The organism is Pseudooceanicola sediminis, from assembly GCF_003575965.1.
GTDB lineage: Bacteria > Pseudomonadota > Alphaproteobacteria > Rhodobacterales > Rhodobacteraceae > Pseudooceanicola > Pseudooceanicola sediminis.
Window position 1 is genome coordinate 101,973 of record NZ_QWJJ01000008.1, and the last position, 24,808, is coordinate 126,780.

The 24,808-nt window shown below is 65.4% G+C and carries 22 protein-coding genes; 10 read left to right on the forward strand and 12 right to left on the reverse strand.

Going from position 1 to position 24,808, the window contains the following annotated elements:
• Positions 1–132 precede the first annotated feature (132 nt).
• From DL237_RS10620 to DL237_RS10665, 10 genes are all read right to left on the reverse strand, one after another.
• Complete coding sequence (locus DL237_RS10620; RefSeq protein WP_233544948.1) at positions 133–1,491, reverse strand: ABC transporter permease family protein; 1,359 nt, start codon at positions 1,489–1,491, stop codon at positions 133–135.
• Positions 1,488–2,177, reverse strand: coding sequence for an ABC transporter ATP-binding protein (locus DL237_RS10625; RefSeq protein WP_119399048.1), 690 nt, complete (start codon positions 2,175–2,177; stop codon positions 1,488–1,490). Before DL237_RS10625 ends, DL237_RS10620 begins: the two co-directional genes overlap by 4 nt.
• Positions 2,170–2,592 (reverse strand): hypothetical protein, encoded by a 423-nt coding sequence (locus tag DL237_RS10630; protein ID WP_119399049.1) that lies wholly within the window; start codon positions 2,590–2,592, stop codon positions 2,170–2,172. The genes DL237_RS10625 and DL237_RS10630 overlap by 8 nt, the downstream gene beginning before the upstream one ends.
• A 76-nt stretch (positions 2,593–2,668) precedes the next feature.
• Complete coding sequence (locus DL237_RS10635; RefSeq protein WP_119399050.1) at positions 2,669–4,159, reverse strand: alkaline phosphatase; 1,491 nt, start codon at positions 4,157–4,159, stop codon at positions 2,669–2,671.
• 381 nt (positions 4,160–4,540) lie between these two features.
• Positions 4,541–5,782 carry a cytosine deaminase gene (locus DL237_RS10640; RefSeq protein WP_119399051.1) on the reverse strand — a complete coding sequence of 414 codons (1,242 nt, stop codon included), beginning with the start codon at positions 5,780–5,782 and terminating at the stop codon, positions 4,541–4,543.
• The gene (locus DL237_RS10645; protein ID WP_119399052.1) at positions 5,779–6,213 is read right to left on the reverse strand and encodes a VOC family protein; all 435 of its coding nucleotides are present in this window, start codon (positions 6,211–6,213) and stop codon (positions 5,779–5,781) included. Before DL237_RS10645 ends, DL237_RS10640 begins: the two co-directional genes overlap by 4 nt.
• Positions 6,210–7,007 carry an ABC transporter permease gene (locus DL237_RS10650; RefSeq protein ID WP_119399053.1) on the reverse strand — a complete coding sequence of 266 codons (798 nt, stop codon included), beginning with the start codon at positions 7,005–7,007 and terminating at the stop codon, positions 6,210–6,212. The genes DL237_RS10645 and DL237_RS10650 overlap by 4 nt, the downstream gene beginning before the upstream one ends.
• Positions 7,004–7,897, reverse strand: a complete 894-nt coding sequence (locus DL237_RS10655; RefSeq protein ID WP_119399054.1) for an ABC transporter permease — start codon at positions 7,895–7,897, stop codon at positions 7,004–7,006. Before DL237_RS10655 ends, DL237_RS10650 begins: the two co-directional genes overlap by 4 nt.
• Entirely contained in the window at positions 7,894–8,985 is a 1,092-nt protein-coding gene (locus DL237_RS10660; protein ID WP_119399055.1) for an ABC transporter ATP-binding protein, read from the reverse strand. Before DL237_RS10660 ends, DL237_RS10655 begins: the two co-directional genes overlap by 4 nt.
• A 65-nt stretch (positions 8,986–9,050) precedes the next feature.
• Positions 9,051–10,220, reverse strand: coding sequence for an ABC transporter substrate-binding protein (locus DL237_RS10665; RefSeq protein ID WP_119399056.1), 1,170 nt, complete (start codon positions 10,218–10,220; stop codon positions 9,051–9,053).
• Positions 10,221–10,604: 384 nt separating this feature from the next.
• Here DL237_RS10665 and DL237_RS10670 point away from each other — a divergent pair, with 384 nt between their 5' ends.
• From DL237_RS10670 to DL237_RS10680, 3 genes are all read left to right on the forward strand, one after another.
• Positions 10,605–11,768 carry a M24 family metallopeptidase gene (locus tag DL237_RS10670; RefSeq protein ID WP_119399057.1) on the forward strand — a complete coding sequence of 388 codons (1,164 nt, stop codon included), beginning with the start codon at positions 10,605–10,607 and terminating at the stop codon, positions 11,766–11,768.
• Positions 11,765–12,559, forward strand: coding sequence for a maleate cis-trans isomerase family protein (locus DL237_RS10675; protein WP_158585619.1), 795 nt, complete (start codon positions 11,765–11,767; stop codon positions 12,557–12,559). Before DL237_RS10670 ends, DL237_RS10675 begins: the two co-directional genes overlap by 4 nt.
• Before the next feature lie 226 nt (positions 12,560–12,785).
• On the forward strand, positions 12,786–13,166 hold the full coding sequence (locus DL237_RS10680; RefSeq protein ID WP_119399058.1) for a hypothetical protein: 381 nt from the start codon (positions 12,786–12,788) through the stop codon (positions 13,164–13,166).
• 144 nt (positions 13,167–13,310) lie between these two features.
• Here DL237_RS10680 and DL237_RS10685 read toward each other — a convergent pair whose 3' ends face one another.
• A complete protein-coding gene (locus DL237_RS10685) occupies positions 13,311–14,324 on the reverse strand; it encodes a LacI family DNA-binding transcriptional regulator (protein WP_119399059.1) in 1,014 nt (337 codons plus the stop codon).
• 152 nt (positions 14,325–14,476) lie between these two features.
• Here DL237_RS10685 and DL237_RS10690 point away from each other — a divergent pair, with 152 nt between their 5' ends.
• From DL237_RS10690 to DL237_RS10715, 6 genes are all read left to right on the forward strand, one after another.
• Entirely contained in the window at positions 14,477–15,535 is a 1,059-nt protein-coding gene (locus DL237_RS10690; protein ID WP_119399060.1) for a sugar phosphate isomerase/epimerase family protein, read from the forward strand.
• A complete protein-coding gene (locus tag DL237_RS10695) occupies positions 15,532–16,689 on the forward strand; it encodes a Gfo/Idh/MocA family protein (RefSeq protein WP_119399061.1) in 1,158 nt (385 codons plus the stop codon). The genes DL237_RS10690 and DL237_RS10695 overlap by 4 nt, the downstream gene beginning before the upstream one ends.
• Positions 16,690–16,694: 5 nt before the next feature.
• Complete coding sequence (locus DL237_RS10700; protein ID WP_119399156.1) at positions 16,695–18,206, forward strand: sugar ABC transporter ATP-binding protein; 1,512 nt, start codon at positions 16,695–16,697, stop codon at positions 18,204–18,206.
• The gene (locus DL237_RS10705) at positions 18,203–19,210 is read left to right on the forward strand and encodes an ABC transporter permease (RefSeq protein ID WP_119399062.1); all 1,008 of its coding nucleotides are present in this window, start codon (positions 18,203–18,205) and stop codon (positions 19,208–19,210) included. Before DL237_RS10700 ends, DL237_RS10705 begins: the two co-directional genes overlap by 4 nt.
• A 22-nt stretch (positions 19,211–19,232) precedes the next feature.
• On the forward strand, positions 19,233–20,189 hold the full coding sequence (locus tag DL237_RS10710) for an ABC transporter substrate-binding protein (RefSeq protein WP_119399063.1): 957 nt from the start codon (positions 19,233–19,235) through the stop codon (positions 20,187–20,189).
• 329 nt (positions 20,190–20,518) lie between these two features.
• On the forward strand, positions 20,519–22,588 hold the full coding sequence (locus tag DL237_RS10715; protein WP_119399064.1) for a putative bifunctional diguanylate cyclase/phosphodiesterase: 2,070 nt from the start codon (positions 20,519–20,521) through the stop codon (positions 22,586–22,588).
• A gap of 195 nt (positions 22,589–22,783) precedes the next feature.
• On the opposite strand, the gene DL237_RS10720 is transcribed toward DL237_RS10715, so the two are convergent.
• Positions 22,784–23,680, reverse strand: coding sequence for a LysR family transcriptional regulator (locus DL237_RS10720; protein ID WP_119399157.1), 897 nt, complete (start codon positions 23,678–23,680; stop codon positions 22,784–22,786).
• 131 nt (positions 23,681–23,811) lie between these two features.
• On the opposite strand from DL237_RS10720, the gene DL237_RS10725 reads away from it, so the two are divergent.
• Entirely contained in the window at positions 23,812–24,807 is a 996-nt protein-coding gene (locus DL237_RS10725; RefSeq protein WP_119399065.1) for a TAXI family TRAP transporter solute-binding subunit, read from the forward strand.
• The last annotated feature ends 1 nt before the right edge of the window (position 24,808 follow it).

Genomic DNA, 24,808 nt, shown 5'->3' on the forward strand with positions numbered 1-24,808 from the left:
GCTTCGGCCAAGGGGGGCCGGTGGCATATGGGCATTTTGAGCGCCTGTTTGGCCTAACCCTCGACCGGATTCAAGCGGCATGACCCTATGTCGCAGACACAGGCGAAAGACCGGTTGGCCGACAGGCGCCCATCAAGCACGCAGGCGCGCCAGCACGGGCAGTCGCAGCGCGGCAATCGCGGGCAGCAGGGCAAGCACCATCGCGACCAGAACAAACCCCGCCACGAGATGCAGCTCGGCCCAACCGAAAGTCGCGGGAACGGCGATCCCGGTGCGCGCTGACAGGATCCGGCTCAGGCCCCAGGTCGCCAAAATCCCGCCGCCCAGCCCGACCAGGGCCCCTGCCCCGAGCAATACGCTGGAAAACAGCCAGACCACCGCCATCAGGTAGCGCCCCGGGGCACCAAGCGCGCGCAAAACCGCAAGGTGCCGCGCGAACAGCCGGGTCAGGATGAACAGTCCCACCAGAACACTGGCCGCCACCAGCGCCTGCGACACAAGCGCCATTACCGACATCGCGGCCCGCAGATCGCCCATGATCGCATAAAGCTGCGACAATACCGTGCCGGGAAAGAACGCCATCGTTTCGCGGTCCCGGGTAAAGCGCGAGCGCAGCGCATAACTGGCCGCCAGGCTGTCTGCCTTGACGACAATCGCCGGCGTGCCCGGAAAATACGCCGGGTCGAAAGGCGGGCCAAGATGCTCAGCTGCCGCGTGGTCATCGCCATGGTCATGGTCACCGGCTTCGTGGTCTTCATGGTCATGACCGGCATCGTGGCCATCGGCCAATCCGTGCACACCCCAGACAGCCTCGATCGGGATCACGACCGCATGGTCCCAGGGCGTACCCGTGACCGGCATGCGCCCCACAACGACGAAATCGACGTCATGCGCGTGATCGTCCGCACCATCCCCAACCCCATGTGCGGGCTCGAAACTTTCGCCAAGGCGCAGGGGGACCATCGCACCGACGACGGCCTCGTGTCGTGCGGTGAACATGCGACCCTCCAGCGGCCCCTTGGCCAGATGCGTCACCAGGTCAGCCGTGGTTCCGACCACGGGCGCACGTCCGACGGAATCGCCAAAGGCCAGCGGAGCCGCCAGTGCCACATGCTCGGCACCGGCAATCTCGGCATAGGTTTCGCCATCCAGTAGCGGGGCATCTGTCGCCTGAAGATAGACCGAGGCGAGCATCATCGTCACCTCGCTGCCCGGCGCCGTCACGACGATGTCGAACCCGTCCGCAGCCCGCGCGGTACCGATACGCAACCCGCGTTCCTGCGCGATCAGCCCAACCCCGATGGCAACCGATCCGGCAACCACGGCAACAAAGATCAACGCGGTCCAGCGGAAACGCCGCAACATGGCTGCAACCAACGGCCAGGGCGCATAGCCCTGCAACAGCACCGCGCCCAGGACCGCGATCGGACACAACAGCGCGGCCAGCGTCAGCGCGTCCTGCACACCCGGCGTCAGATCAGCCCAGATCACTGGCTGCCCCCTTTGAAATCGTTGACCAATACCCCGTGGGACATGGTGATCACTCGGTCCATTCGCGCCAGGAGCTGGGGATCATGACTTACCACGATCAGGGTGCGCCCGGCCTGGTGCGCCTCGGCCAGCAGCAGCTGCGTCAGGTGCTCGGCGTTGGCGCTGTCAAGGCTTGCGGTCGGTTCGTCCGCCAGCAGGATCGAGGGGCGGTGCGCCAAGGCGCGGGCAACGGCGACCCGCTGGCGCTCTCCGCCAGAAAAACGCGACACATCGCGCGCATCGTCAGGAAGCGAGAGGGAGGAGAGGCGACGCGCAGCCTCGTCCTGCAACGCGCGCCGTTCCGAGCGCGAGCGAAAGCCCGCGACAACGGTGGCATTGGCCAACGCACCGAGCTCCTCGAACAACAGATGGTCCTGAAAAATCAATCCGATATGGCGCGCACGAAAGGCAGCACGCGCCGGGGTCCCAAGGGCCGACAGATCAGTGTCGCCCCACAGCACCGAGCCGCGCATCCGGGGCGCCAGGCCCGCCAGGGCGAACAGCAGCGAGGACTTTCCCGCGCCGCTCGGACCGCTGATCCCCAAAGCCTCGCCCGCGGCCACGTCCAGCGCCGGCACCTCGGCCAGTGGCGCGCACTCCTCGGTCAGTACGACAAGGTCGCGCAGTTTGAGTGCGCGCTTATCCATACGTCGCATCAACCAGCCGCACCATGCTGAGAAAGCCGGTTTCGGGGTCGGTGTATCGGCCCAGCTCAAGCCGACCGCTGGCCTCGATCCGCACGTTGAAGGGGGACACGTCGAGACGGCGGCGGATATAGACCGCCAGAATGTCGTCAGGCCATTCCGCCTCGCTCTCGCAGAACGGACAGACAGCCATAGGCCGTTGGGTCAAAACGAAAAAAGCCGCGTCGGCTTTCAAAGGCGGGGCCATGAACCCTTCGAACCGCACCTTCTGACCGTCCAGTGCGCGCGCCTTGTCGGTAAAGGCACCGCCTCGCGCGTAGAGGTCGCGGGGCTTCATCGGTGCGGCGCGTTCGGCCCAGACCCGGCTTGCCACTGGAACGGCCAGCGCCGCCAGAACCAGATTTCGACGTGTCAACATGACTGACCTCCTGCCTTGCAAAACGGGCGAAGGGCCCCGGTGTTCGGGGCCCCTGCCTATCGGTTTTCTCCGCGCCTTACTCGGCGGTGACGGCGTAATCCATCACGTGGAAGATGACGTTCTGTTCGATGGTACCGTCGAAGAGATGCGCCCAGGGACCCTTCGCATAGAGCGCGACGTCCACGCCAGAATGGCTCTCGGACGATTTGGGGATCAGGGATTGCTGAACGTAATCAATATCCTGCGCTTCTTCCTGGGTGATTTCCGGGCGGCCTTCGGGGGCGGCAAAGGTGCCGTCGGGCTGTTCGACCATGACAGAGCCGACGCCGTTCAGGTAGCCCACCACGGTGTAGGGCTTGTCATCCGAGCCAAACACCAGATCGTCAGAGTGCATGATGCCGGTTTGCGCGACGTCATAGCACAGACCGTCGATCGGCGTGCCGCGGCCGCAGTAGCCGTTCATGGCAATCGCATGTTCGTGGTCCGCGGTGACGATGATCAGCGTATCGGCGTCCTCGGTCAGCTCGTCGGCCAGGGCGACGGCGTCGGCAAAGGCCTTGCCGTCGATCATGGCGCGCTTGGCGTTGGTGTCGTGGTTGGCGTGATCGACGCGGCCCGCTTCGATTTCCAGGTAGAAACCGTTTTCATTTTCGCCAAGGTATTCAATGGCTTTGCGGGTCATGTCGGCCAGTGACGGCTCGGTCTCGGGGCGATCAGCCTCATACGAGGCATGGCTGTCGGTCCACATGCCAAGGATCGGCTTGTCGTTGGTGGTGGCGTCGAGGCCCGCCTTGTCGGAGACGTACTGGATGCCGTTCGACTGCGCCGTTTCGACCAGGTTCACACCGTCGGGGCGATGGCCTTCGCCGCCATTCGGGGTTGCGGTGCCCTTGGGCACGAAGTAACGCGCGCCGCCACCGAGGGCGATGTCGACGACGCCGCTTTCAAGCGCGTTGATCAGCTGGCTGGCGATGTCGGTCTGGGCCGAGCAATCGGCGGGCACTTCGTCTTCCCAGTTGCGGTTGGCGGTCTTGGCATAGACGGCGGCGGGCGTCGCATGGGTCAGGCGGGCGGTGGTGATCGCGCCAACCGATTTGCCGGCGTCGGTCATCATCTCGGAAAACAGCGTCAATTCGTTGCCCGCGACGGTCGAGCAATCGTCATGGATCGCCTCTTCGCCGAGGTTGATCAGGTTGAAGCGTTGCTTGACGCCAGTGTTCATCGCGCCGGCAGTCGGGGCAGAGTCGGGCGTTTGTGCGTTGATATTATAGGTTTTTACCAGCGCGAGGTTCGGAAATGCCTCTTGCGGCTGAACGTAATCGTCGCCCATGCCGCCCTCTTGCTGACCAGCCCAGAGGCGGTTCATGTAGTTGGACGCGACGCCGTTGCCGTCCGCGATGAAGAGGATGACATTCTTGGCACGGCCGGTGATCGGCTGGCGGTCGAGCTGGGCCTGAAGCGTGGCCTGGCCATCGGTGAACCACTGGCTGGAGGCCTGCGGCAGGTCCTGCGCGAAGGCGGCGGAAGCACTGGCGAGCGCCAGAACGGATGCGGTGAGCAGTTTCATGGGAGTCCCCCGTTTGGTATTTTCACGCAGCGCATAGCGCGGGCAAAAAACGCCTTCATGACGGAGGCGTGAAGGTATTGTGACATGGCCGCCACCTGGCGACAGGCGACGTCGGTAGGTGCGGGGCGGCCAGGGGCGGGCCAAGCCATTGATATTGCTAAATTCGCACGTCGGTATCTGAACGGTATCTGAGCGGTATCCGAACGGTGCTGCGCCACGCAGCCGGGCCTGTCGCCGCCTTGTCGGGGCCTTGGAACCGGGCGGTGGGAACGTCGGTATCCTGTCGGTAACGGAACGGTTTTCTTGCCCGCCATCGGCGGTGCGCCCCGCGCCCCTTTGCAAAGTGCGCTGCCTGTGTTTGCAAATGCGACGCCGCGCCGGTTACCAGCCGGTCGTCAGTGTGCCCTGAACCGGCGTGTTGCGCGCCACGACACGGCCTTTCGACACCACGGCAAGGCGCGGGGCCCGCGTGCGGATCGCCTCGATCGGGTCGGCGGCATCGACGACGACAAGGCTGGCAACCCGCCCCTTTTCCAGCCCATAGTCCAACCCCATGATCGCGGCACTGCTGGCGGTGACCATGTGGTAACAGCTGCGCATCTGGTCGGGGCTGGAGAGCTGGGCGACATGAAGCCCCATGAAGGCCACGTCGAGCATGTCGCCGGTGCCCAGCGGATACCACGGATCGCGCATCGAATCCTGACCGAAGCCGACGGGAATGCCGTGGGCCAGCATTTCGGGCACACGGGTCATGCCGCGCCGTTTCGGATATGTCTCCATCCGGCCCTGAAGGATGATGTTGGCCAGCGGATTGGGGATGGCGGCGACCCCGGCCTCGGCAATCAGGGGCAGCAGTTTCGAGACATAGTAATTGTCCATCGAGTGCATCGAGGTCAGGTGCGACCCCGCCACCCGGCCCTGAAGCCCGCAGCGCAGGGTTTCGGCCGCCAGCGTTTCGATATGGCGCGACATCGGGTCATCGGTTTCATCGCAATGCAGATCGACCATCAGCCCCCGATCCGCCGCCAGTTCGCAGGCGGCGCGCACCGAGTCGGCCCCGGCCTGCATCGTGCGTTCAAAATGCGGGATGCCGCCGATCACGTCGACGCCCATGTCGAGCGCGCGGATCAGGTTCGCCTCGGCCCCCGCGCTGCGAAACCAGCCGTCCTGCGGAAAGGCGACCAGTTGCAGGTCGATGACATGTTTGACCCGTTCGCGCACTTCGAGCAGGCCCTGGACGCCGACAAGGCCCGCGTGGGTCACATCGACATGCGACCGGATCGCCAGCAGCCCCTTTGACACCGCGAGCGAGCAGTATTGCAACGCGCGATCAACCACCGCGTCGACCGTCAGCATTTCGCGCAGTTCGCCCCAGAGGGCGATCCCCTCAAGCAGCGTACCGGAGGCGTTGATGCGCGGAATGCCGTAGCTGAGCGTCGCGTCCATGTGGAAATGCGGATCGACAAAGGGGGTGGAGACGAGCTTGCCCGACGCCTCGATCACCTCGCCTGCCTCGGCGGTGATGTTCGGGGCGATGTCAGCGATGGTCTGGCCGGTGATGGCGATGTCGGTGACGGTGCCGTCGGGCAGCGTGCCGCCCCTGATGATCAGATCGAAGCTCATGCGTGGTCTCCTGCGTAATCGCCCTTGATGCCCTCGGGGCCCCAGGCGTAAATCTCCCACAGCTCGTCGTCGGGACCGGCGAAATAGCAGCCACGGGCGTTCCATTCATAGTCGCGCGGCGGGCCGGTAAAGACCACGCCTTTCGCGCAGAGGTCGTCGTAGGCGGCCTGCACCGCCGCGGCGTCGGGCAGGCGGACGGCGATCATCGCCTTGTGGGCGGCGGGGCGCGCGGCGGAAATGCCGGTGCGCGCCGCGAGGTGGTCGATTTCCCAGGCGGCCAGCGTCAGGCCCGCGCCCTGGAATTCGGCAAAGCCTTCGGCGCGGCGGGCGAGGCGAAAGCCGAGCTTGCCGGTATAGAAGGCGACCGAGGCCTCGGCATCGGCGCAGAGGATGCAGATATCGGTGATCGGGTTGGATTGGGCAAAGCTCATGCGTCGGGTTTCCGGATCAGGTAGGGGATCAGCAGCACCTCGAGCGCGATCAGCACCGCGCAGGACATGGCAAAGACGATGGTGCCGATGGCGTTGAGAGAGGGGTCGATGGCCGCGACCAGCACCGAGTAGATCGCCACGGGCAGCGTCTGGTCGAAGCCCGAGACGAACCAGGCGATGATGAATTCGTCGAAGGAAAAGGTGAAGGCCAGCAGCCAGGCCCCGAGGATACCGGGCAGCGCGAAGGGCAGCACGACACGGCGCACCGCCTGCCATTCGCTTGCCCCGAGGTCCCAGGCGGCTTCCTCCAGCGCCTTTGGCATCTGGCTGAGGCGCAGCTGGATGATGGCCAGCGCCGGGGCGGTGATCAGCACGACATGGGTCAGAAAGACCGCCAGCAGCGTGCCAGACAGGTGGATGCGCGCCAGCAGCCCCAGGAAACCGACGCCGAGGATCAGCGGCGGGATGATGATGGGCAGCGTCACCAACCCCAGCAGCGCCGTCTTGCCGGGAAAGGTGAACCGGTTCAGGGCGTAGCCGGCAAGGAAGGCGATGATGGTGGCCACGCTGGCGGCGGCGGGCGAGACGATCATCGTGTGCCCGAGGGCGGCGATCAGCGTGCCGTCGTCGAACAACCGGGCGTACCATTGCAGTGTCCAGCCTTGCAGCGGGAAGCCGGGAAACCGGTTCGCCTGAAGCGAGAACAGGATCAGAACCACCAGCGGCAGGAACATGAAGGCATAGGCGAGGCCGAGCCAGAGGCGCCCGAGGCCGATCCAGGCGTTGCGTTTCATTGCGAGACCTTTCTGCGGGCGGCGGTGGCAAGCGCCACCCCGGCGACCAGCGCGGCCACCATCACGACGATCAGGATCGTCGCCAGCGCCGAGGTGCGCGGCAGGTTGGTGGCGCTGGAATAGTCGGACATGATCATGCTGGCATAGGTCGGCAGCTTGCCCAGGATCGACTGCCCTGCCCCGCCGCCCAGCAGGTTGCCCGACAGCGCATCGCCCAGCGACACGATCACCGCGAAGCTGCCCGCCGTCAGCAGGCCGAAGCGCGACAGCGGAAAGATAAGCCGGGTGAACACCTGCCAGCGGGTACAGCCGAGTTCGCGCGCCGCCTCGATCAGCACGCGGTCGATGGACAGGACCGAGACGTAGAGGATGACGATCAGGATCGGCGCGAGGTAGTGCACCAGCCCGATGCGGGTGGCGATCTGGGTATAGATCACCTCGAACTTCCAGGACAGGCCGGCCTGTTTCAGCAACGAGTTGATGACGCCGTTGCCCGACAGGATGGTCTGCCACGCATAGAGCCGCAGCACGTAGGACGACCAGAACGGCACGATGGCGAACAGCAGGGCGGCGCGTTGCAGGCGGGGCGGCACGGCAAAGGCAAGCGCCAGCGCCGTCGCATAGGCAAAGGCCGTCGCAAGGATCGCCGTGGTGCCCGCCACCCAGAGCGATTGCAGCAGCGCCCAGCCATAGCGCGACCCGGTGAAAAAGCTGGAAAAGATCTCGGCGTAGTTGGTGAGCGAGAAACCGGGGACGGCGCGGTACGCCTCGATATGCCAGAAGCCGACCCAGAGCAGGAACAGCAGCGGCGCAAGGAACATCACGCCGATCCAGATGACCAGCGGCGCGAGGAAGAGGAGCTTGATCGGGCTGTCGTTCGGGGTCTTCATTTGGCGCCCCGGATCAGGCTGGCGTCTTCGGGCGCGAAACACAGCCGTTCCTCGGCCCCGTAGTCGGGGATGGCCCCGTCGTGAGAGACGACCTTGATCTCGGTTCCGTCGGCCAGGTCCATCAGGAAGACGTTGTGCGACCCGGCGAATTCACGCCCCCGCATCACCGCGGGCACCGTGTTGTCACCGGCGCGCAGGCCACGGCGCAGCTTTTCGGCGGCGATGGCGACGACGACGCGGGTGCCCGCCGCCAGCCCCTGCGCATCGGCCACCCGCACCGGCCCATGGGCGCAGGTGACGACGGCGACGTCGCCGTCGTAGCCCGCCAGCGTTCCGGGCAGGATGTTGTTGGAGCCGACGAAGCGGGCGACGAATTCGGTTTTCGGGGTGGCATAGAGCACCTCGGGCGTATCGAGCTGTTCGATGCGGCCCCGGTTCATCACGGCAACACGGTCGGCCATGGAAAACGCCTCGTGCTGGTTGTGGGTGACATAGATGAAGGCCATGCCGAGCTGTTGCTGGATACGGCGCAATTCGGCCTGCATCCGGATGCGCAGATGGGCGTCCAGCGCCGAGAGCGGTTCATCCAGCAGCAGGATGTCGGGTTCGGTGACCAGCGCACGGGCCAGCGCGACGCGCTGTTTCTGGCCGCCCGAAAGCTGGCCGATGGGGCGGGTCATGAAATCGTCCAGCCCGACAAGCGCGCCCATCTGGGCCACCTTGCCGGCCACCGCGGCCTTGTCGTGCCGTCCCAGCGTCAGGCCGAAGGCGATGTTGCCCGCCACGTCGAGGTGCGGAAACAGGGCATAGTTCTGCCAGACAAGCCGGGTGGTGCGCCGGTTGACCGGCACCGCCGACACGTCGCGGCCGCGAATTTTCACCTGTCCGTAGGTGACGCTTTCCAGCCCCGCCAGAATGCGCAGCAGGGTCGTCTTGCCGCAGCCCGACGGCCCCATGATGGCGACGAATTCACCCGGAGCGACCGAAAGGTCGACGGTATCGACCGCCAGAAAATCACCGAACATCTTTGAGACCTGAACCAGTTCGAGGTCTGGAACGGGTGCGGTTTGGGGCGCAAGTTGCGACATGGAACACTCCGACGGAGAGGGGCCGGGCGGCGCGGGCCGCCCGGTGTCAGGGGAAAGACGCGCAATCAGGCGGTCTTGAATTCGTTGTAGATGTCGATCCACGCCTGTTCGGGCTGATTGGCGGGCAGACCGCGTGGCATGGAGCGGTCGATCAGGGTTTCGACCAGCATCTTGCCCGGCGTGTCGGGATCGGGAACATAGCTGAGCAGCGCCGCCTGTTCATCGTCCCAGTACTCGACGATCTTCATGTTGGGGCCGCGCGCCTTGAAGGCCTTGGTATAGACCAGGCGCGACTGCACGTCGGGCTGGGTCATGTATTTCACCCATTCCATCGCAAGATCCTTTTTCGAGCTGTCCTTGCAGACGGTCGCCACCTCCTGCCAGCGGATGCCGCCCTGTTTCGGGATGGTGGAGGAGAAGTTGTCATAGCCTGCCAGCTTGAGATCGATATCGAGGTCGCCGGTCGGAGAGGCGACGATGTCGCCCGCCAGAAGCGCCTGCGCGATGGGTTGGTTGGAGGAGCCGAACATGCCGATCTGGGGGCGCAGTTTCATCATGAAATCCCTGACCTGGGCCAGTTGGTCATCGCTGATTTCATAGGGCGCGGGATTGCCCGGATTGATCGCCAGCGAGGCATTGCCCATGTTCGGCAGATACCAGTCGAACATGCCCAGCCTGCCCGCGTATTTCGGCAACAGGAGGGAATGCCAGTCACCGGCTTCCTCGGCGCTCATCTCGTCCGTGTTGTAGCTGATGCCGTAAAAGCTGAACCGGGTCGGGATGCCGTAGACGCTGCCTTCGGTGGTGCCCATCGTCGGTTTGAAATCGAGGAATTTCGGGTGATAATTGGCGAGCTGGTCAAAGCCGTCGGTCGGGAATTCGTCGATGGCACCCTGCGCCTTGAGCTTGGTCACGTATTCGGCGTCCGAGATGATCGCGTCGAAGGTGCCGGGGCGGGTCTGGGCAAAGAATTGCAGCATCTGTTCGCCGCCGATGTAGATCTTGAATTCTACCTTCACCTTGTGGGTGTCTTCGAACTGTTCGATGACATCGCGTTCCTCGTACCCCGGCCAGCAGAGCACGCGCAGCGGTTCGGCCGCCGCGGCCGAGCGCGGAAAGTAGAGGAAACTGGTCACGCCTGCGGCGGTGGCGGCGCCGGTTTTCAGCACGTCGCGGCGCGTCACCCCACCGGAGGTGGTGGCCGTGGTCCGGGGATCGATCGGTGTCTTCGTCATACTCAACCTCGTGTTCAGAATGCGGATGCCCCGCTGTGAGGCCGCTCTGACGCCAGTGCGGAGCCGGTGCGGGGCCGAAAGAGGGCCAGTGCGCCGGGTGCGCTGCGCGGTGGAAACCGGGACGTGCGGGGTGCGGCCATGCAGGGCCGACGCCCCACGCTAAGAGCGAGTCTGACCATCGGGTCAGAATATTTCGGCGGGTGTCGGGCAAAATCGACAACACCCCGAGGTTGCGACGAAATTTTGCGCAGCTGGCGCGGAAAACGACAGGCATGACGGGCGCGGATCGGCCGCGCGTCAGCCGAAATGCAGAAAAGTTGACGCGAAAGCGCGCCAGTTGCTGGCAAGGCTTGACGCGGCTGTGCTTCGGTGCAGGCTGATCGCATGAGCGAGAGAGTGTCGCCGCCACGCGGGTTTCCAAAGGAAGAATACCAGGCCCGCGTGATGCGCGCGCAGGCGTTGATGGGGCGCGCCGGACTGGCCGCGCTGCTGCTGACGAGCGAAGCCGAAGTCCGCTATTTCACCGGATACCTGACGCGGTTCTGGGAAAGCCCGACGCGCCCCTGGTTCGTGGTGGTTCCGGCAAGCGGCGATCCGGTCGCCGTCATTCCCGCCATCGGGGCGCACCTGATGCACCAGAGCTGGCTGCGCGACATCCGCACCTTTGCCGCCCCCGCGCCGGGGGATGCCGGGCTGGCGCTGCTGGGCGACACGCTGGAAGAGCTGACCCCGCCGGGCAGCCGGATCGGCGTGCCCTCCGGCCCCGAGACATACCTGCGACTGCCGCTGGCCGACTGGGCGCGGCTGCGCGAACGGGTGGCGCGCGTCCTTGTCGATGACGCCAATATCGTGGCGGTGCTGCGGAGGGTGAAATCCGGCGCGGAGGTGGCGCGGATCACGCAGGCCTGTGCCATTGCCGGCCGTGCCTTTGCGCGCCTGCCCGAGATCGCGCGCGCCGGGGTGCCGCTGGACGAGGTGTTCCGCCGGTTCCAGATGCTGTGCCTTGAGGAGGGCGCGGACTGGGTGCCCTACCTGGCCGGGGCCGCCGGACCGGGGGGATATGGCGACGTGATCTCGCCTGCGACGCGGGTGCCGCTGGCGGCGGGCGACGTGCTGATGCTGGACACCGGGTTGGTCTACGACGGGTACTTTTGCGATTTCGACCGCAACTTCAGCCTCGGCCCGCCCGCGCCGGAGGTGGCCCGCGCCCATGCCCGGCTGATCGAGGCGACGCGCGCCGGGTTCGCGGCCGCCCGCCCCGGTGCACGCCACGGCGATCTGTACCGTGCGATGGCGGATGTGCTGGGCACGCAGCCCGAGGGGCGGCTGGGCCACGGCCTGGGGATGCAGCTGACCGAGGGGCCGTCGATCGTGGCGTGGGAGGAGGCGCCCCTGGTGCCGGGCATGGTGCTGACGCTGGAGCCTTGCATCGACGTCGCGCCGGGGCGCATGCTGGTGCACGAGGAAAACATCGCCATCACGGAAACGGGGGCGATCTGGCTGAGCCACCCTGCCGCTGCCGAAATCCAGATACTGGAGGCCACATGACTCGCCTGCGTTATATTCTGGACACCCGAAAACCGCGCAAGATCGGGCTGATCGTCTTGCAGGCGGATGAAACCATCGAGCTGGATTTCCGCAGACTGTTCCCGCACGAGATCGAGCTGTTCGTCAGCCGGATCCCGTCGGGCGCGGACCTGACGCAGGACAGCATCGGAGAGATGGCGCACAACCTGAGCGATGCGGCGCGCCTGCTGCCCCAGCCCGCCAGTATGCGGGGGGTGTATTTCGGGCTGGATGCGATCGGATATGCCTGCACTTCGGCGACGGCACAGATCGGCACGGCCAATGTCGCCCGGCTGATCCTGGACGGGGCGCTGACGCAATACGTGAGCGAACCCGTCTCGGCCCTGATTGCCGCCTGCCGCCGGCTGGACATCCGCCGCCTGGGCATCCTGTCGCCCTATGTCGCGCCGATTTCGGCCCGGTTGCGGGCGGTGCTGCGCGCCCAGGATATCGAGACACCGGCCTTTGCATCGTTCGAGGAATCCAGCGAAGCCCGCGTCGTGCGCATTTCCGCGCAATCGGTCTATGACGGGGCGCTGGCCGTCGCGGCGCAAGCCCCGGCTGATGCCCCCCTTGAGGGGTTGTTCCTGTCCTGCACGAACCTGCGCACCCTGGACGTGATCCCCGCGCTGGAGGATCATCTGGGCATTCCGGTCTTTTCCTCGAACCAGGTGCTGGCCTGGGATCTGCTGTGGCATACCCAACGCATGAGCGAGCCTGCGACCTTCGTCATTCCCGGGCGGCTGGGCCATACCTCTCCCACCCGCCCCTGAAGCTTGGGCCTGAAGCTTGGGCCTGAGAGGTGGGCTGAGCGGATTGGTGCGCGCGCCGGTGGCGCGGGTGATTTGCGCGCTGAAGGATGGGCAGGCGGATGGCGACCAGCTGGGCGGCAGGTGGATGAGCGGTGGTTGGCGCAGAGGCGCGCCATCCCCGCGCAGCTTCGGAACATGTTGCGGCGGTCCCGTGTTGAATCGGTAGTGTTCCAAGGAGGATGCACCCATGACAGACAAGACGCACGAAAGTGCCCTCATCCCGCCCGAGGTCCAGCGCAAGAAGGGTCGGACCATCAACCAGATGGCCCAGCAGATCGACCCGGCCGGGCGGCATCGCCGCGATGTCAACGCCAATGCGCAGGGACCGGAGAACACCAAGCAACCCGGAAACCTGCCCGAAGACACCGCCACCCATGGCCCCGACGCAAAAGGAGCCGCACCTTTGGGCGAACGCGCAACCACGCACAAGACGGGTCACAAGCAAGGGCACAAGACGGTCCGAGACGCAGGCCCCGGCGAGATGGAGAACCCGCCACGCACCTGGGACATCACCGACGAAGAGGGCGATGAATCCTTTCCCGCCAGCGACCCGCCCGCCAATTACTGAGGCGCGGTATTTGCCCGACCGGGGGCGCGCGGGGTCGATCGGTGGCAGTCTCGGTGGAAGTCGGTGGAAGCTGTTGGCGACAGGGCCGATGGACTGGCTTGAAAGATCGGCCTGAGTGGCAAAGATGCGCCTGACTGGCGCGCCTCAGCCAGGGGTCGGTGGGGGTGCCACGCTGGCCCGGGTGATCAGTTCGACCTCGATCACTTCTGAGGGGCCGGACAGGCTGCCTGCCGCGATCATGTCGAGCAACAGTTCCGCCGACCGGGTGCCGATGATCGTGCGCGGCTGGCGGATCGTCGTCAGGCCGGGTGTCAGGTGCTGGGCAACCTCGATATTGTCGAAGCCGACGATCGAGATGTCGCCGGGCACCGACAGGCCGGCACGATGCACCGCCCCCATGAAGCCGACCGCCATTTCGTCCGAGGCGCAGAACAGCGCGGTGGGGCGATCGGGCAATGCCATCCAGCGGCGGGCTGCGGCCGCGCCGGAATCCATGGTGAAATCGCCTTCGAGGATCCAGTCGGGGTGCGCGATCAGCCCGAGGGCGGACAGCGCGGCGTGATACCCCGCCAGGCGTTCCGTCGTCAGCACGTTGGCCGGTGGACCCGAGAGAAAGCCGATGGCGCGGTGCCCTGCCCCGGCCAGGTGATTTACCGCCAGGGCCGCGCCATGGCGGTTGTCGACCGTGATGCTGGGCAGGTCGTCCTCCATCCATTCCGAAACGAGCAGCACCGGCGGACGGCCCGGCACGTTCAGGCTGTCACGGGACAGGGTGCCGTCGAACAGGATCAGCCCGTCGGCGTTGCCCGACGTCAGGTGATAACCCAGGCGGTCGTCGGGATCGGTGCCGGTTTGCGTGTCGGCAACAAGCAGGCCCAGCCCCGCCTCGGTCAGGACCGCCGACATGCCCGCGAAGATCTGCGAAAAGAACGGGTTGGCAAGGTTGGGCACCAGCGCGATCACGCTGCCGGTGCGCTGGCGGCGCAGATTCGCGGCCAACGTGTTGATGCGATAACCGGTATCGGCGACAGCCCGCAGAACCGACTCGCGCGTCGCGGGGGCCACGACCGAGGGTTTGGACAAGGTCCGGCTGACGGTCGCGGTCGACACCCCGGCCACGCGCGCAACATCTTGGATTGTGGCCGTTTTTCGATCCATTCAGGCATCCTTTTGGCGCGCACAATGACCTGCAATCTGTCTATTGTAAACGATTGCACGTTGTGTAAACTGCCAAGTAATCGATTACATGGGCCTGTTTGCGCTTGAGGAGGCGGAAACCGGCGGGACATGGCGACGCGTGGGGGGAGAACATGCAGACATTGAAGGGCCCGGCCCTATTCCTGGCGCAATTCGCCGGTGACACGGCGCCGTTCGACACATGGCAGGGCATTTGCCGCTGGGCGGCTGATCGCGGCTATGCCGGTGTGCAGGTGCCCAGTTGGGAAGGCCGCCTGATCGACCTTGCCCAGGCCGCCGAGAGCACGGGATATTGCGACGACTGGAAGGGCCAGGCCGCCGATTGCGGTGTCGAGGTGACGGAGCTGACGTGCCATTTGCAGGGTCAGCTGGTCGCCGTCCACCCGGCCTATGACGCCGCGTTCGACGGGTTCGCCGCCCCCGAGGTGCGCGGCAACCCCAAGGCGCGGCAAGCCTGGGCGGTGGATCAGGTGGAAAAGACCATCCGTGCCTCGGCCAACCTTGGCCTGAGCGCGGTGGGGACGTTTTCCGGCGCGCTCGCCTGGCCCTATATCTATCCCTGGCCGCAGCGCCCCGCAGGCTTGGTCGAAGCGGCGTTCGACGAGCTGGCGAAACGCTGGCATCCGCTGCTGGATCTGGCCGAGGAGAACGGGATCGATCTGTGCTACGAGATCCACCCCGGCGAGGATCTGCATGACGGTGTCAGCTTCGAGATGTTCCTGGATCGCGTCGGCCAGCACGCCCGCGCCAAGATGCTGTATGACCCGAGCCACTACGTGCTGCAATGCCTCGATTACCTCGACAATCTCGACATTTACGCCGAACGGATCGGGATGTTCCACGTCAAGGATGCCGAATTCAATCCGACCGGGCGGCAGGGGGTCTATGGCGGCTTTCAGTCCTGGGTGGACCGCGCGGGGCGGTTCCGCAGCCTCGGCGATGGTCAGGTCGATTTCGGGGCGGTGTTTTCCAAGCTGACGGCGATGGATTTCGGCGGCTGGGCCGTGGTCGAATGGGAATGCGCGATGAAGCACCCCGAGGATGGCGCCCGCGAAGGCGCGGCCTTCGTGCGCGATCACATCATCCGCGTGACGCCACATGCCTTTGACGATTTCGCCGATGCGGGCGCGGATCAGGCCGCCATTCGCAAGATGCTGGGCCTGGGCCAATGAGCCGGTTCGAAGGACGCAGCGGCCCGATACGCCTGGGTATGGTAGGGGGTGGTCAGGGCGCGTTGATCGGATCCGTGCACCGCGTCGCCGCGCGGCTGGATGGCGATTATGCGCTGGTGGCGGGGGCGCTGTCGGCCTCGCCCGAGCGGGCGCAGGCCTCGGGGGTGGATGCGGGGTTGGCGGCGGACCGGATCTATGACGATTTCACCGCCATGGCACAGCGCGAGGCGCGGCTGAAGGATGGGATCGAGGCGGTTGCGATCGTCACGCCGAACCACCTGCACCTGCCCGTCGCGCGCGAATTCCTGAAACGCGGCATCCACGTGATCTGCGACAAGCCGCTGACCGGCACGCTGGCGGATGCAAAGAAATTGCAGGCGGCGGCGGAAAAGTCGGAGGCCCTGTTCGTGCTGACGCACACCTATTCCGGCTACCCCATGGTGCGAGAGGCACAGGCCCGTGTCGCCAGTGGTGAGTTGGGCGATATCCGTCTGGTGCAGGTGGAATACGCGCAGGACTGGCTGGCCGAGGCCCCTGCCCCGGACAACAAGCAGGCCGCATGGCGCACCGACCCCGCGCGCAGCGGTGTGGGCGGCGCGATTGCCGACATCGGCACCCATGCCTGGCATCTGGCGCGGTTCATAACCGGGTTGCAGCCCGAGGCGCTGGCCGCAGATCTGCAAAGCTTTGTGCCTGGCCGGACGCTGGACGACAATGCCCATGTGATGATGCGCTTTGCCGGGGGCGCACGCGGGATGCTGTGGTCGAGCCAGGTTGCGGCAGGCCAGGAAAATGCCCTGCGTATCCGTGTCTACGGCACCCGGGCCGGGCTGGAGTGGGAACAGGAGCATCCAAACCAGCTGTCGATCACGCCTCTGGGGGGCGCGCGCTGCGTGATCACCCCCGGACTGGCGGGGAACACGGATGCCTCGGCCCGGCTGGTGCGGGTGCCTGCGGGCCATCCGGAGGGGTATTTCGAAGCCTTTGCCAACCTGTACCGGGAGGCGGCCAGCGCGATCCGGGCACATCGCACCGGCGCGGCGCTGCCCGAGGGCGTTGTCTTTCCGTCCGTTGCCGACGGGGTCGAGGGTGTCGCCTTTGTCGAGGCCTGCGTGCGGTCGTCGGCGCGCGACGCGAAATGGGTGACGCTGTGAGCGACATGCCCCAGGGAACAAGCGTTCTGGAAGGGCGCGGCATCATCCGCCGTTTCGGCCCCATTCAGGTGTTGCACGGCGTCGATTTTGCGCTGAACGCGGGCGAGGTCCATGCGCTGATCGGAGAGAACGGCGCCGGCAAGTCGACGATGATGAAGATCCTCGGCGGCTATCTGTCGCCCTCGGAGGGCGAGTTGCTGCTGGACGGCGCGCCGGTGCGGTTCACGGACCAGCGGCAGGCCGAGGATGCGGGCATCCTGATGATTCACCAGGAGTTCAACCTGGCCCTGCAACTGAGCGTCGAGGAGAACATCTTTCTGGGGCGCGAGCTGCGGCGCGGCCCTTTTCTGGACAAGGCCGCGATGCGGGACGCCGCGCGCGACCTGCTGGCGCGGCTGGATTGCCATGTCGATCCGCGCACGCGCATCCGCGACCTGTCGGTACCGAACCGGCAGATGGTCGAGATTGCCCGCGCCCTGGGGCGGCGGGCGCGGGTGTTGATCATGGACGAACCGACAGCGGTGCTGACCAACCGCGAGACCGATACCCTGCTGACGCAGATCGACCGGCTGCGCGAAAACGGCACGGCGATCCTGTATACCTCGCACAAGCTGGACGAGATCCGGCGGATCGCGGACCGCGTGACGGTGTTGCGCGACGGCACGCAGGTGCTGAGCCGGGAGGCCGAGGGGTTCACGGAAGATCAGATGGCCGAGGCGATGGTGGGCCGCGAGTTGAGCGATCTGTTCCCCGCCAAGGCGGTGCCGCACGATGAGGTCGTGCTGGAGGTCGACGGGCTGACGGTGCCGGGGCGCGTGCGCGATGCGTCCTTTACCCTGCGGCGCGGCGAGGTCCTGGGCTTTGCCGGGCTGGTCGGCGCTGGGCGCACCGAGTTGATGGAGGGCATCGTCGGCCTGCGCCCCTCCACGGGTCGCGTGCGGGTGATGGGCAAGGTTTTGAAGCCGGGGTCGGTTCTGGCCGCGCGCGAGGCCGGTCTGGTTTACCTGACCGAGGACCGCAAGGAAAAGGGCCTGCTGCTGGGCAAGAACCTGACGCAGAACCTGACCCTGCTGGCACTGGACAGGTTCGGGCATATCCGCATCGACAAGCCCGCCGAAGACCGCGCGCTGAGCGAGGCGATCACGGATTTCGACATCCGCGTCAAGGATCGCGCCATGCTGGCGGGCAGCCTGTCGGGGGGCAACCAGCAAAAGCTGCTGCTGGCCAAGACCATGCTGGCCGAGCCTGAGATCGTCATCATCGACGAGCCGACGCGCGGCATCGACATCGGCACCAAGCAACAGATCTATGAATTCATCGCGGCCCTGGCGGCGGCCGGCAAGAGCGTGATCGTGGTGTCATCCGAACTGCCCGAGGTGATCGGGCTGGCATCGCGCGTCATCGTCATGGGCCGCGGCCATATCGCCGGAGAGCTGACCGGCACGGACATCACAGAAGATGCAATCCTGCGGCGAGCCATGGGCGTGACCGACGACAGGGAGGAAATATCCGCATGAGCAATGCAACAGACATCGCGGCCGAGGCCCCTGCCCCGCGCCGTCGTTTCAGCCTGCATGTGCTGGGGCCGGTGCTGGCGCTGATCGCCCTGATCGCGCTTGGCGCCTCGCTGAACTCGAACTTTCTGGGCTATGGCAACGTCACCAACGTGCTGGCGCGGTCATCGTTCATCGGGATCATCGCCGTGGGCATGACCTTCGTGATCACCGCCGGGGGCATCGACCTGTCGGTGGGGTCGATGGCGGCCTTTGTCGCCGGGGTGATGATCATGTCGATGAACGCGCTGGTGCCGGTGCTGGGCATCGGCGTGGCGCTGGTGCTGGCAGGCATGGGGGTGGCGCTGATTGCCGGCCTCGCGGCGGGGCTGTTGAACGGGGTGCTGATCGCAAAGGTCAGGATCGAGGCGTTCATCGTGACGCTGGGGGCGATGGGGATCTATCGCAGCCTTGTCACCTGGCTGGCCGATGGCGGCACGCTGTCGCTGAACTTCGAGGCGCGCGGATTTTACCGCCCGGTCTATTACGACGGGATCCTGGGTGTGACCTGGCCGATCATCGTTTTCGCGCTGGTCGCCATCCTGGGCGAACTGGCGATGCGGCACACGCCCTTTGGCCGCCATTGCGCCGCGCTTGGCGCGAACGAACAGGTCGCACGCTACTCGGCGGTCAAGGTCGACCGGCTGCGCATGGCCACTTACGTTGTGCTGGGCCTGCTGGTTGGCCTCGCGACGATCATGTACGTGCCACGCCTCGGCTCGGCCTCGGGTTCGACCGGGGTGCTGTGGGAGCTGGAGGCGATCGCCGCGGTGATCATCGGCGGCACCGTCCTGAAGGGTGGATACGGCCGGGTGTGGGGCACCGTCGTCGGTGTGCTGATCCTGAGCCTGATCGACAATATTCTCAACCTCGCCTCGATCGTGTCGCCGTATCTGAACGGCGCGATCCAGGGCGTGATCGTGATACTCGCTGTTGTCTTGCAGCGAGAGGGAAAGTCCACCGACTAGGTGGCAATAGGGAGGAAGAAACATGAAACGCAGAGATATCTTCAAGGGGGCGGCCGTTGCCGTTGCCCTGGCGGCCAGCGGCCCGGCCATGGCGCAGGACGAAAGCTATACCATCGGGGTTGCCATCCCCTCGGCCACCCACGGCTTCATGGGCGGGCTGAACTATCACGCCCAGGCCGCCATCGAACGGCTGGAGGCAACCTATCCCCAGCTTGACTTCGTGCTGGCCACGGCAGGCGACGCGGGCAAGATGGTGAACGACATCGAGGACATGGTTGCCACCCGCGACATCGATGCGCTGGTCGTGCTGCCGTTTGAATCCGAGCCGCTGACCTCGCCCGTGCAGGCGGTCAAGGACGCCGGGATCTGGGTCACCGTGGTCGACCGGGGTCTGTCGGTTCCGGGGATCGAGGATCTGTACGTTGCGGGCGACAACACCGGCTTTGGCCGCGTCGCGGGCGAATATTTCGCCGAAACGCTGAAAGAAGGCGACAACATCGTGGTTCTGCGCGGCATCCCGACGACGCTGGACAATGAACGCGTCGACGCGTTCAGCGCGGCGATCGAGGGGTCGGGCATCAATGTGCTGGACATGCAGCACGGCAACTGGAATCGCGACGACGCGTTCAACGTGATGCAGGATTTCCTGTCGAAATACGACGACATCGACGCAGTCTGGGCGGCAGATGACGACATGGCCATCGGCGTGCTGGAAGCCATTGCGCAGGCAGGCCGCGACGACGAGATGTGGGTGGTCGGCGGCGCCGGCATGAAGGAGATCATCAAGCGCATCATGGACGGCGACCCGCAGCTGCCGGTCAACGTCACCTATCCGCCCGCGCAGATCGCAACGGCAATCGAGCTGACCGCGCTTGGCCTCGTGTCCGCCACGCCAGTGTCTGGCCGTTTCATCATCGGCAGCCAACGCGTCACCCCCGATAATGCGGCGCAGTTCTATTTTCCCGACAGCCCGTTCTAAGGCCTGAGAGAACTGAAAAAGGTACCCCGGCCCGCGGCAAATGCTGCGGGCCGATTGCGTTTGTCGACATGGCCACGGTGCGACGCCGCCCCGGCACGTGGGGCGCAGATCAGCCCCACCCGCGACGCAGCGGCATCCTTGCAACAGGTCGGCGTGATTTTTCGCGCAAAGGATAGCTTGTTTATTGCTCCGTCCTAGGTACTGCTTGTCTCAAGTCTCGCCTTGCAGGTTGCATTTTCGCATAAGTATGCAGGCTCGGCTCGGGGATGAACGCAAGCCTGATTGTATTCATCTGCCGGAGGCCTGCTGTTTGGTGAAACGGAGTTGGTATGTTTACGGTTCTGTCATGCGTTGTTTATGCTCATAATATCTGGCTGGTCCTGTTGGCCGCCGTGCTGTGCCTGTCGGGGTCCTGGGTGACCGCACGACTGTTTCGGCGCGCCGGCCAGACCACTGGAATGCTGCGTGTCGGATGGCATTTCCTGACGGCCCTGGCCGCTGGCGTTGCCATATGGTGTACACATTTCGTGGCGATGCTGGGGTTTTACGCAGGCACGCCCGTCGGGTTCAATCCCAGCCTGACCATCCTGTCGCTGCTGATTGCGGTGATCGGCAGCAGCCTTGGCTTCGTGCTGGGGGGCAGCCGCCTGTTCAAATTTGCGCCCGCCGTCGGCGGCGCCGTGGTGGGCCTGGCGATCGCGGCGATGCATTATACCGGCATGATCGCCTATCGCGTGCAGGGCATCGTCACCTGGGACCAGCGCTATCTTGTCGCCTCGATCCTGCTGGCGGTCGGGTTTTCGGCATTGGCACTGCAGCTGGGCACGCGCAAGGGCAAATACGCAAACGACATTCTGGCAGGCGTCCTGGCCTTTGCCATCGTGGCGCTGCATTTCACCGGGATGACCGCGTTCAACGTCGCCCCGCTGGAAATCGACGGGGCCTATTCCGACCCGGAGGCGTTTCGCGCCCTGGCGCTGGCTGTCACCGGGATGGCCGCCCTGATCGTCGCCGCCGGGCTGGCCAGCTATCTGATCGACGACAAGACGCGCACCGAAAACATCGAGATGCTGCGCCAGATGGCAACCACGGATGCGCTGACCGCCCTGCCGAACCGGCAGGGGTTCGAAGCCCGGCTGGAATTCGAATTGTCGCTGGCCGCGGAGCAGCGGCACAAACTGGCGCTGGCGCGGATCGACCTGACCCGGTTCAAGGAAATCAACGATCTGCGCGGGCACAAGGTGGGTGACAGCGTGCTGCGCAATCTGGGTCAGCGCATTTCCGACCTGCTGCACCAGGAAAACGGAGAGTTCGTGGCGCGGGTCGGGGGCGACGAATTTGCCGCGATCTTTCGCATGACTGGCGGACGCGACATCGCCACATTCCTGGAAAAGATCGAGCGGGTGATGCATGCGCCCATCCGGCTGGAGGGATCGGAGATCCATCCGCGCGCCAGTCTCGGCGTGTCGATCTATCCCGATGACGCGGACGATGCCGAGACGCTGATCTCCAACGCCAACCTGGCGATGTATCGGGCCAAGTCGGATATCAGCCGGTCCATCTGCTTTTACGAAAAGGACATGGACCAGCGCGTCAAGGAACGCCGGGCCATGTCAGCCGATCTGCGCGATGCCATCGCGCACGGCCAGCTTTCGGTGGCCTATCAGGTGCAGACCCGCGTTTCGACGGGAGAGACACTGGGCTACGAGGCGCTGCTGCGGTGGGAACATCCCCAGCTCGGCTTCATCTCGCCCGAGACCTTCATCCCGCTGGCCGAGGAAAGCGGGCTGATCCTGGACCTGGGCGAATGGGTGCTGCGGACCGCCTGCGAAGATGCGGCGACCTGGACCCAACCCCTGACCGTGGCAGTCAACCTTTCGGCGGTGCAATTCATCCATGCCGACCTGCCAAAGCTGGTCCGCGACGTTCTGGCCGAAACCCGGTTGCAGCCAAGCCGCCTGGAACTGGAACTGACCGAGACGGCAGTTTTTTCAGATGGTCATCGCGCGCGGCACCTGATGGAACAGATCAAGCAGACCGGGGTGAAGGTGGCGCTGGACGATTTCGGCACCGGCTATTCATCGCTGGACACTCTGGTCAGCTTTCCCTTCGACAAGATCAAGATCGACAAGTCGTTCATCCAGGAAGCCCACTCCAATCCGCAGACCATCGCGATCATTCGTGCCGTTGTCGCCCTGGGCCGCAGCCTGGGGTTGGCCGTGCTGGCCGAAGGCATCGAATCCGAGGAGCAGTTGAACATGCTGCACATGGAGGGGTGCAGCGAAGGGCAAGGTTACCTGCTGGGGCGGCCATCGCCGCTCAAGCAGCTGGTGGCGGATGGGGCGATCACCGTGAACCCGCCGCGCACGGCAAGCTCGGGGGTGGCGCGCGCGCATTGATGCGCGTCGCTGATGCCCCCCTGCCCCCCCCTGCGCACCGATCATCCCGCGCGGAAGGCCGGGCATCGGGCGACATCGGGTTCGCCTATGGCGTTTGGGGGTGGTGGTGGCAGTCACATTCAGCTCCGCCCATGGCTGCAGATCTGAAACAGGCCGGACGCGGGCCTCCTGGCCACGCTCAGGGCCGATCCGGGGTCAGGCCAGTTCCGCCAGCAAAAGCTCGACAAACCTTGCCGCCGGGGGGGACATGCTGCGCCCCCGCCGCGTGAGCACAGAGATGGGACGCGACACGACCGGATCGACCAGCGGGCGGAACACCACCTCGGGGGTATGGATCGCCTCGGCAAGGCGGCGGGGAAACACGCACAGCCCCATGTCGCAGGCCGCCATCCATTCGGCACTGTAAAGAAATCCGATCTCGTTCACGATATTGGCCCGGGCCCCGACCGATTTCAGCGTCGCTTCGACCAGTTCGCGCACGCCATAGTCACGACGCGAGGCGATCAGCGGCTGCATGTCCAGTTGCGCCCATCGTACCGTGTCCTGCGCAGCCAGCGGGTGATCGCGGTGCAGCACCACGTTCAGCGGATCATTGTGCACGGGCTGCCAGTCGAACCGCATGCGGTCGGGGGGCGGCAGGCCAAGACCGAAATCGACCCGCTCCGTCTCGATAATCGAAAACAGCTGATCGGGGGCGCAATCGTTCATGATGATCAGGATATTCGGGTATTCGGCCTTGTAGCGTCGCACCACGGCCGGCAGCAGCGCGATGCCCGTGGCAGGCGTGGCCCCGATCCGCACCGTGCCACGTTCGAGCACCTTCAGCTCCCGCACCGCGTGGTCGAGGGCATCCAGATCACCCAGGATGCGTTCCACGATGCCGATCATCTGCTCCACCGCCTGCGTCGGGGACAGCGAACGGGTGGTGCGATCGAACAGGCGTGTGTCCATTGCCGCCTCGGCCTGTCCCAGCAGGACGCTGACGGCAGACTGGCTGACGTTCAGCCGCTGCGCCGCCGCCGAGACGCGCCCCGTGGCGTAGATGGCGTGAATCGCCCGAAGCTGGCGAATGGTCAGGTGCGATATCGACATGATCATTCATAAGATTACTGCATAAATAAAGTCTAGCATTTCATGAAAACGGATCACTGACCGGTGCTAGGCTGGTGCTGTCCGGGCCTTCGTGGAGGGTGGCGCGGACGCCATCTCAGGGAGGAGATATCATGTTCGGACGCAAGTTTGCCATCGGATGCCTGGCGGCATCTGTGCTGGCCTTCGCCACGCCGGTTCTGGCGCAGGGGCGGATCACCATTGGTACGAACCCGCAGGGTACGCTGTATTACACCATCGGCGGGGGCATCGCAGCGGCGTTGCAGACGGCCCTGTCGCGCAACGTGACGGTTCAGCCCTATACCGGGTCGTCGGTCTACATTCCGCTGATTGCCGCGGACGAAGTGACGGTGGGCCTGAATTCATCCATTGATGTCGGCAGCTGGTATCGCGGCGAATACGACAACCCGCCGATGACCAACATGCGGGTGCTGGCGCGTCTTTGGCCGCTGCGGCAGGCCTTTGCGGTGCGCGCCGACAGCGGCATGACCGAGGTCGCGGATCTGACCGGCAAGCGGGTCGTGACGGCCCTGTCCTCGCAGGCCGCAACCGGGCGCGTCAACGAAGCGATGCTGAAGGCGGGCGGGCTGGAGCTGGACGCGGTTGAAGGTGTCACCGTTTCGGGGCTGTCGCAGGGCATGGACGGTCTGACCGAGGGCACCCTGGATGCCAGTGGCATCGCGGTGGGGATTCCGCTGACGCAGCAGGCCAATGCCACGATCCCGGGCGGCATCCGCTATCTGTCGATCACCGGAGAGGCGGCGACGGACGCCGCGATCGACGCGATCTATCCCGGCGTCTACCTGATGCAGGTCGACCCGTCGCCCCGGATGCCCGAGGTGACCGAGCCGGTGACCGTGGCCGCCTACGACGTGTTCCTGACCACCAGCGCCAGCCTGTCGGACGACGACGCCAGCGCCATCCTGAGCGCGCTTTACGACGCGCTGCCGCAACTGACCGCCGACTACCCGGCGATGGGTGCGGCGCGGCAGGAAAAGATGGCCGACCCCAGCAACACGGTGCCCTATCACCCCGCAGCGGTGCGCTTTTTCAAGGAAAAGGGCATCTGGTCGGAGACCAACGACGCCCATGAGGCGACGTTCGAGTAAC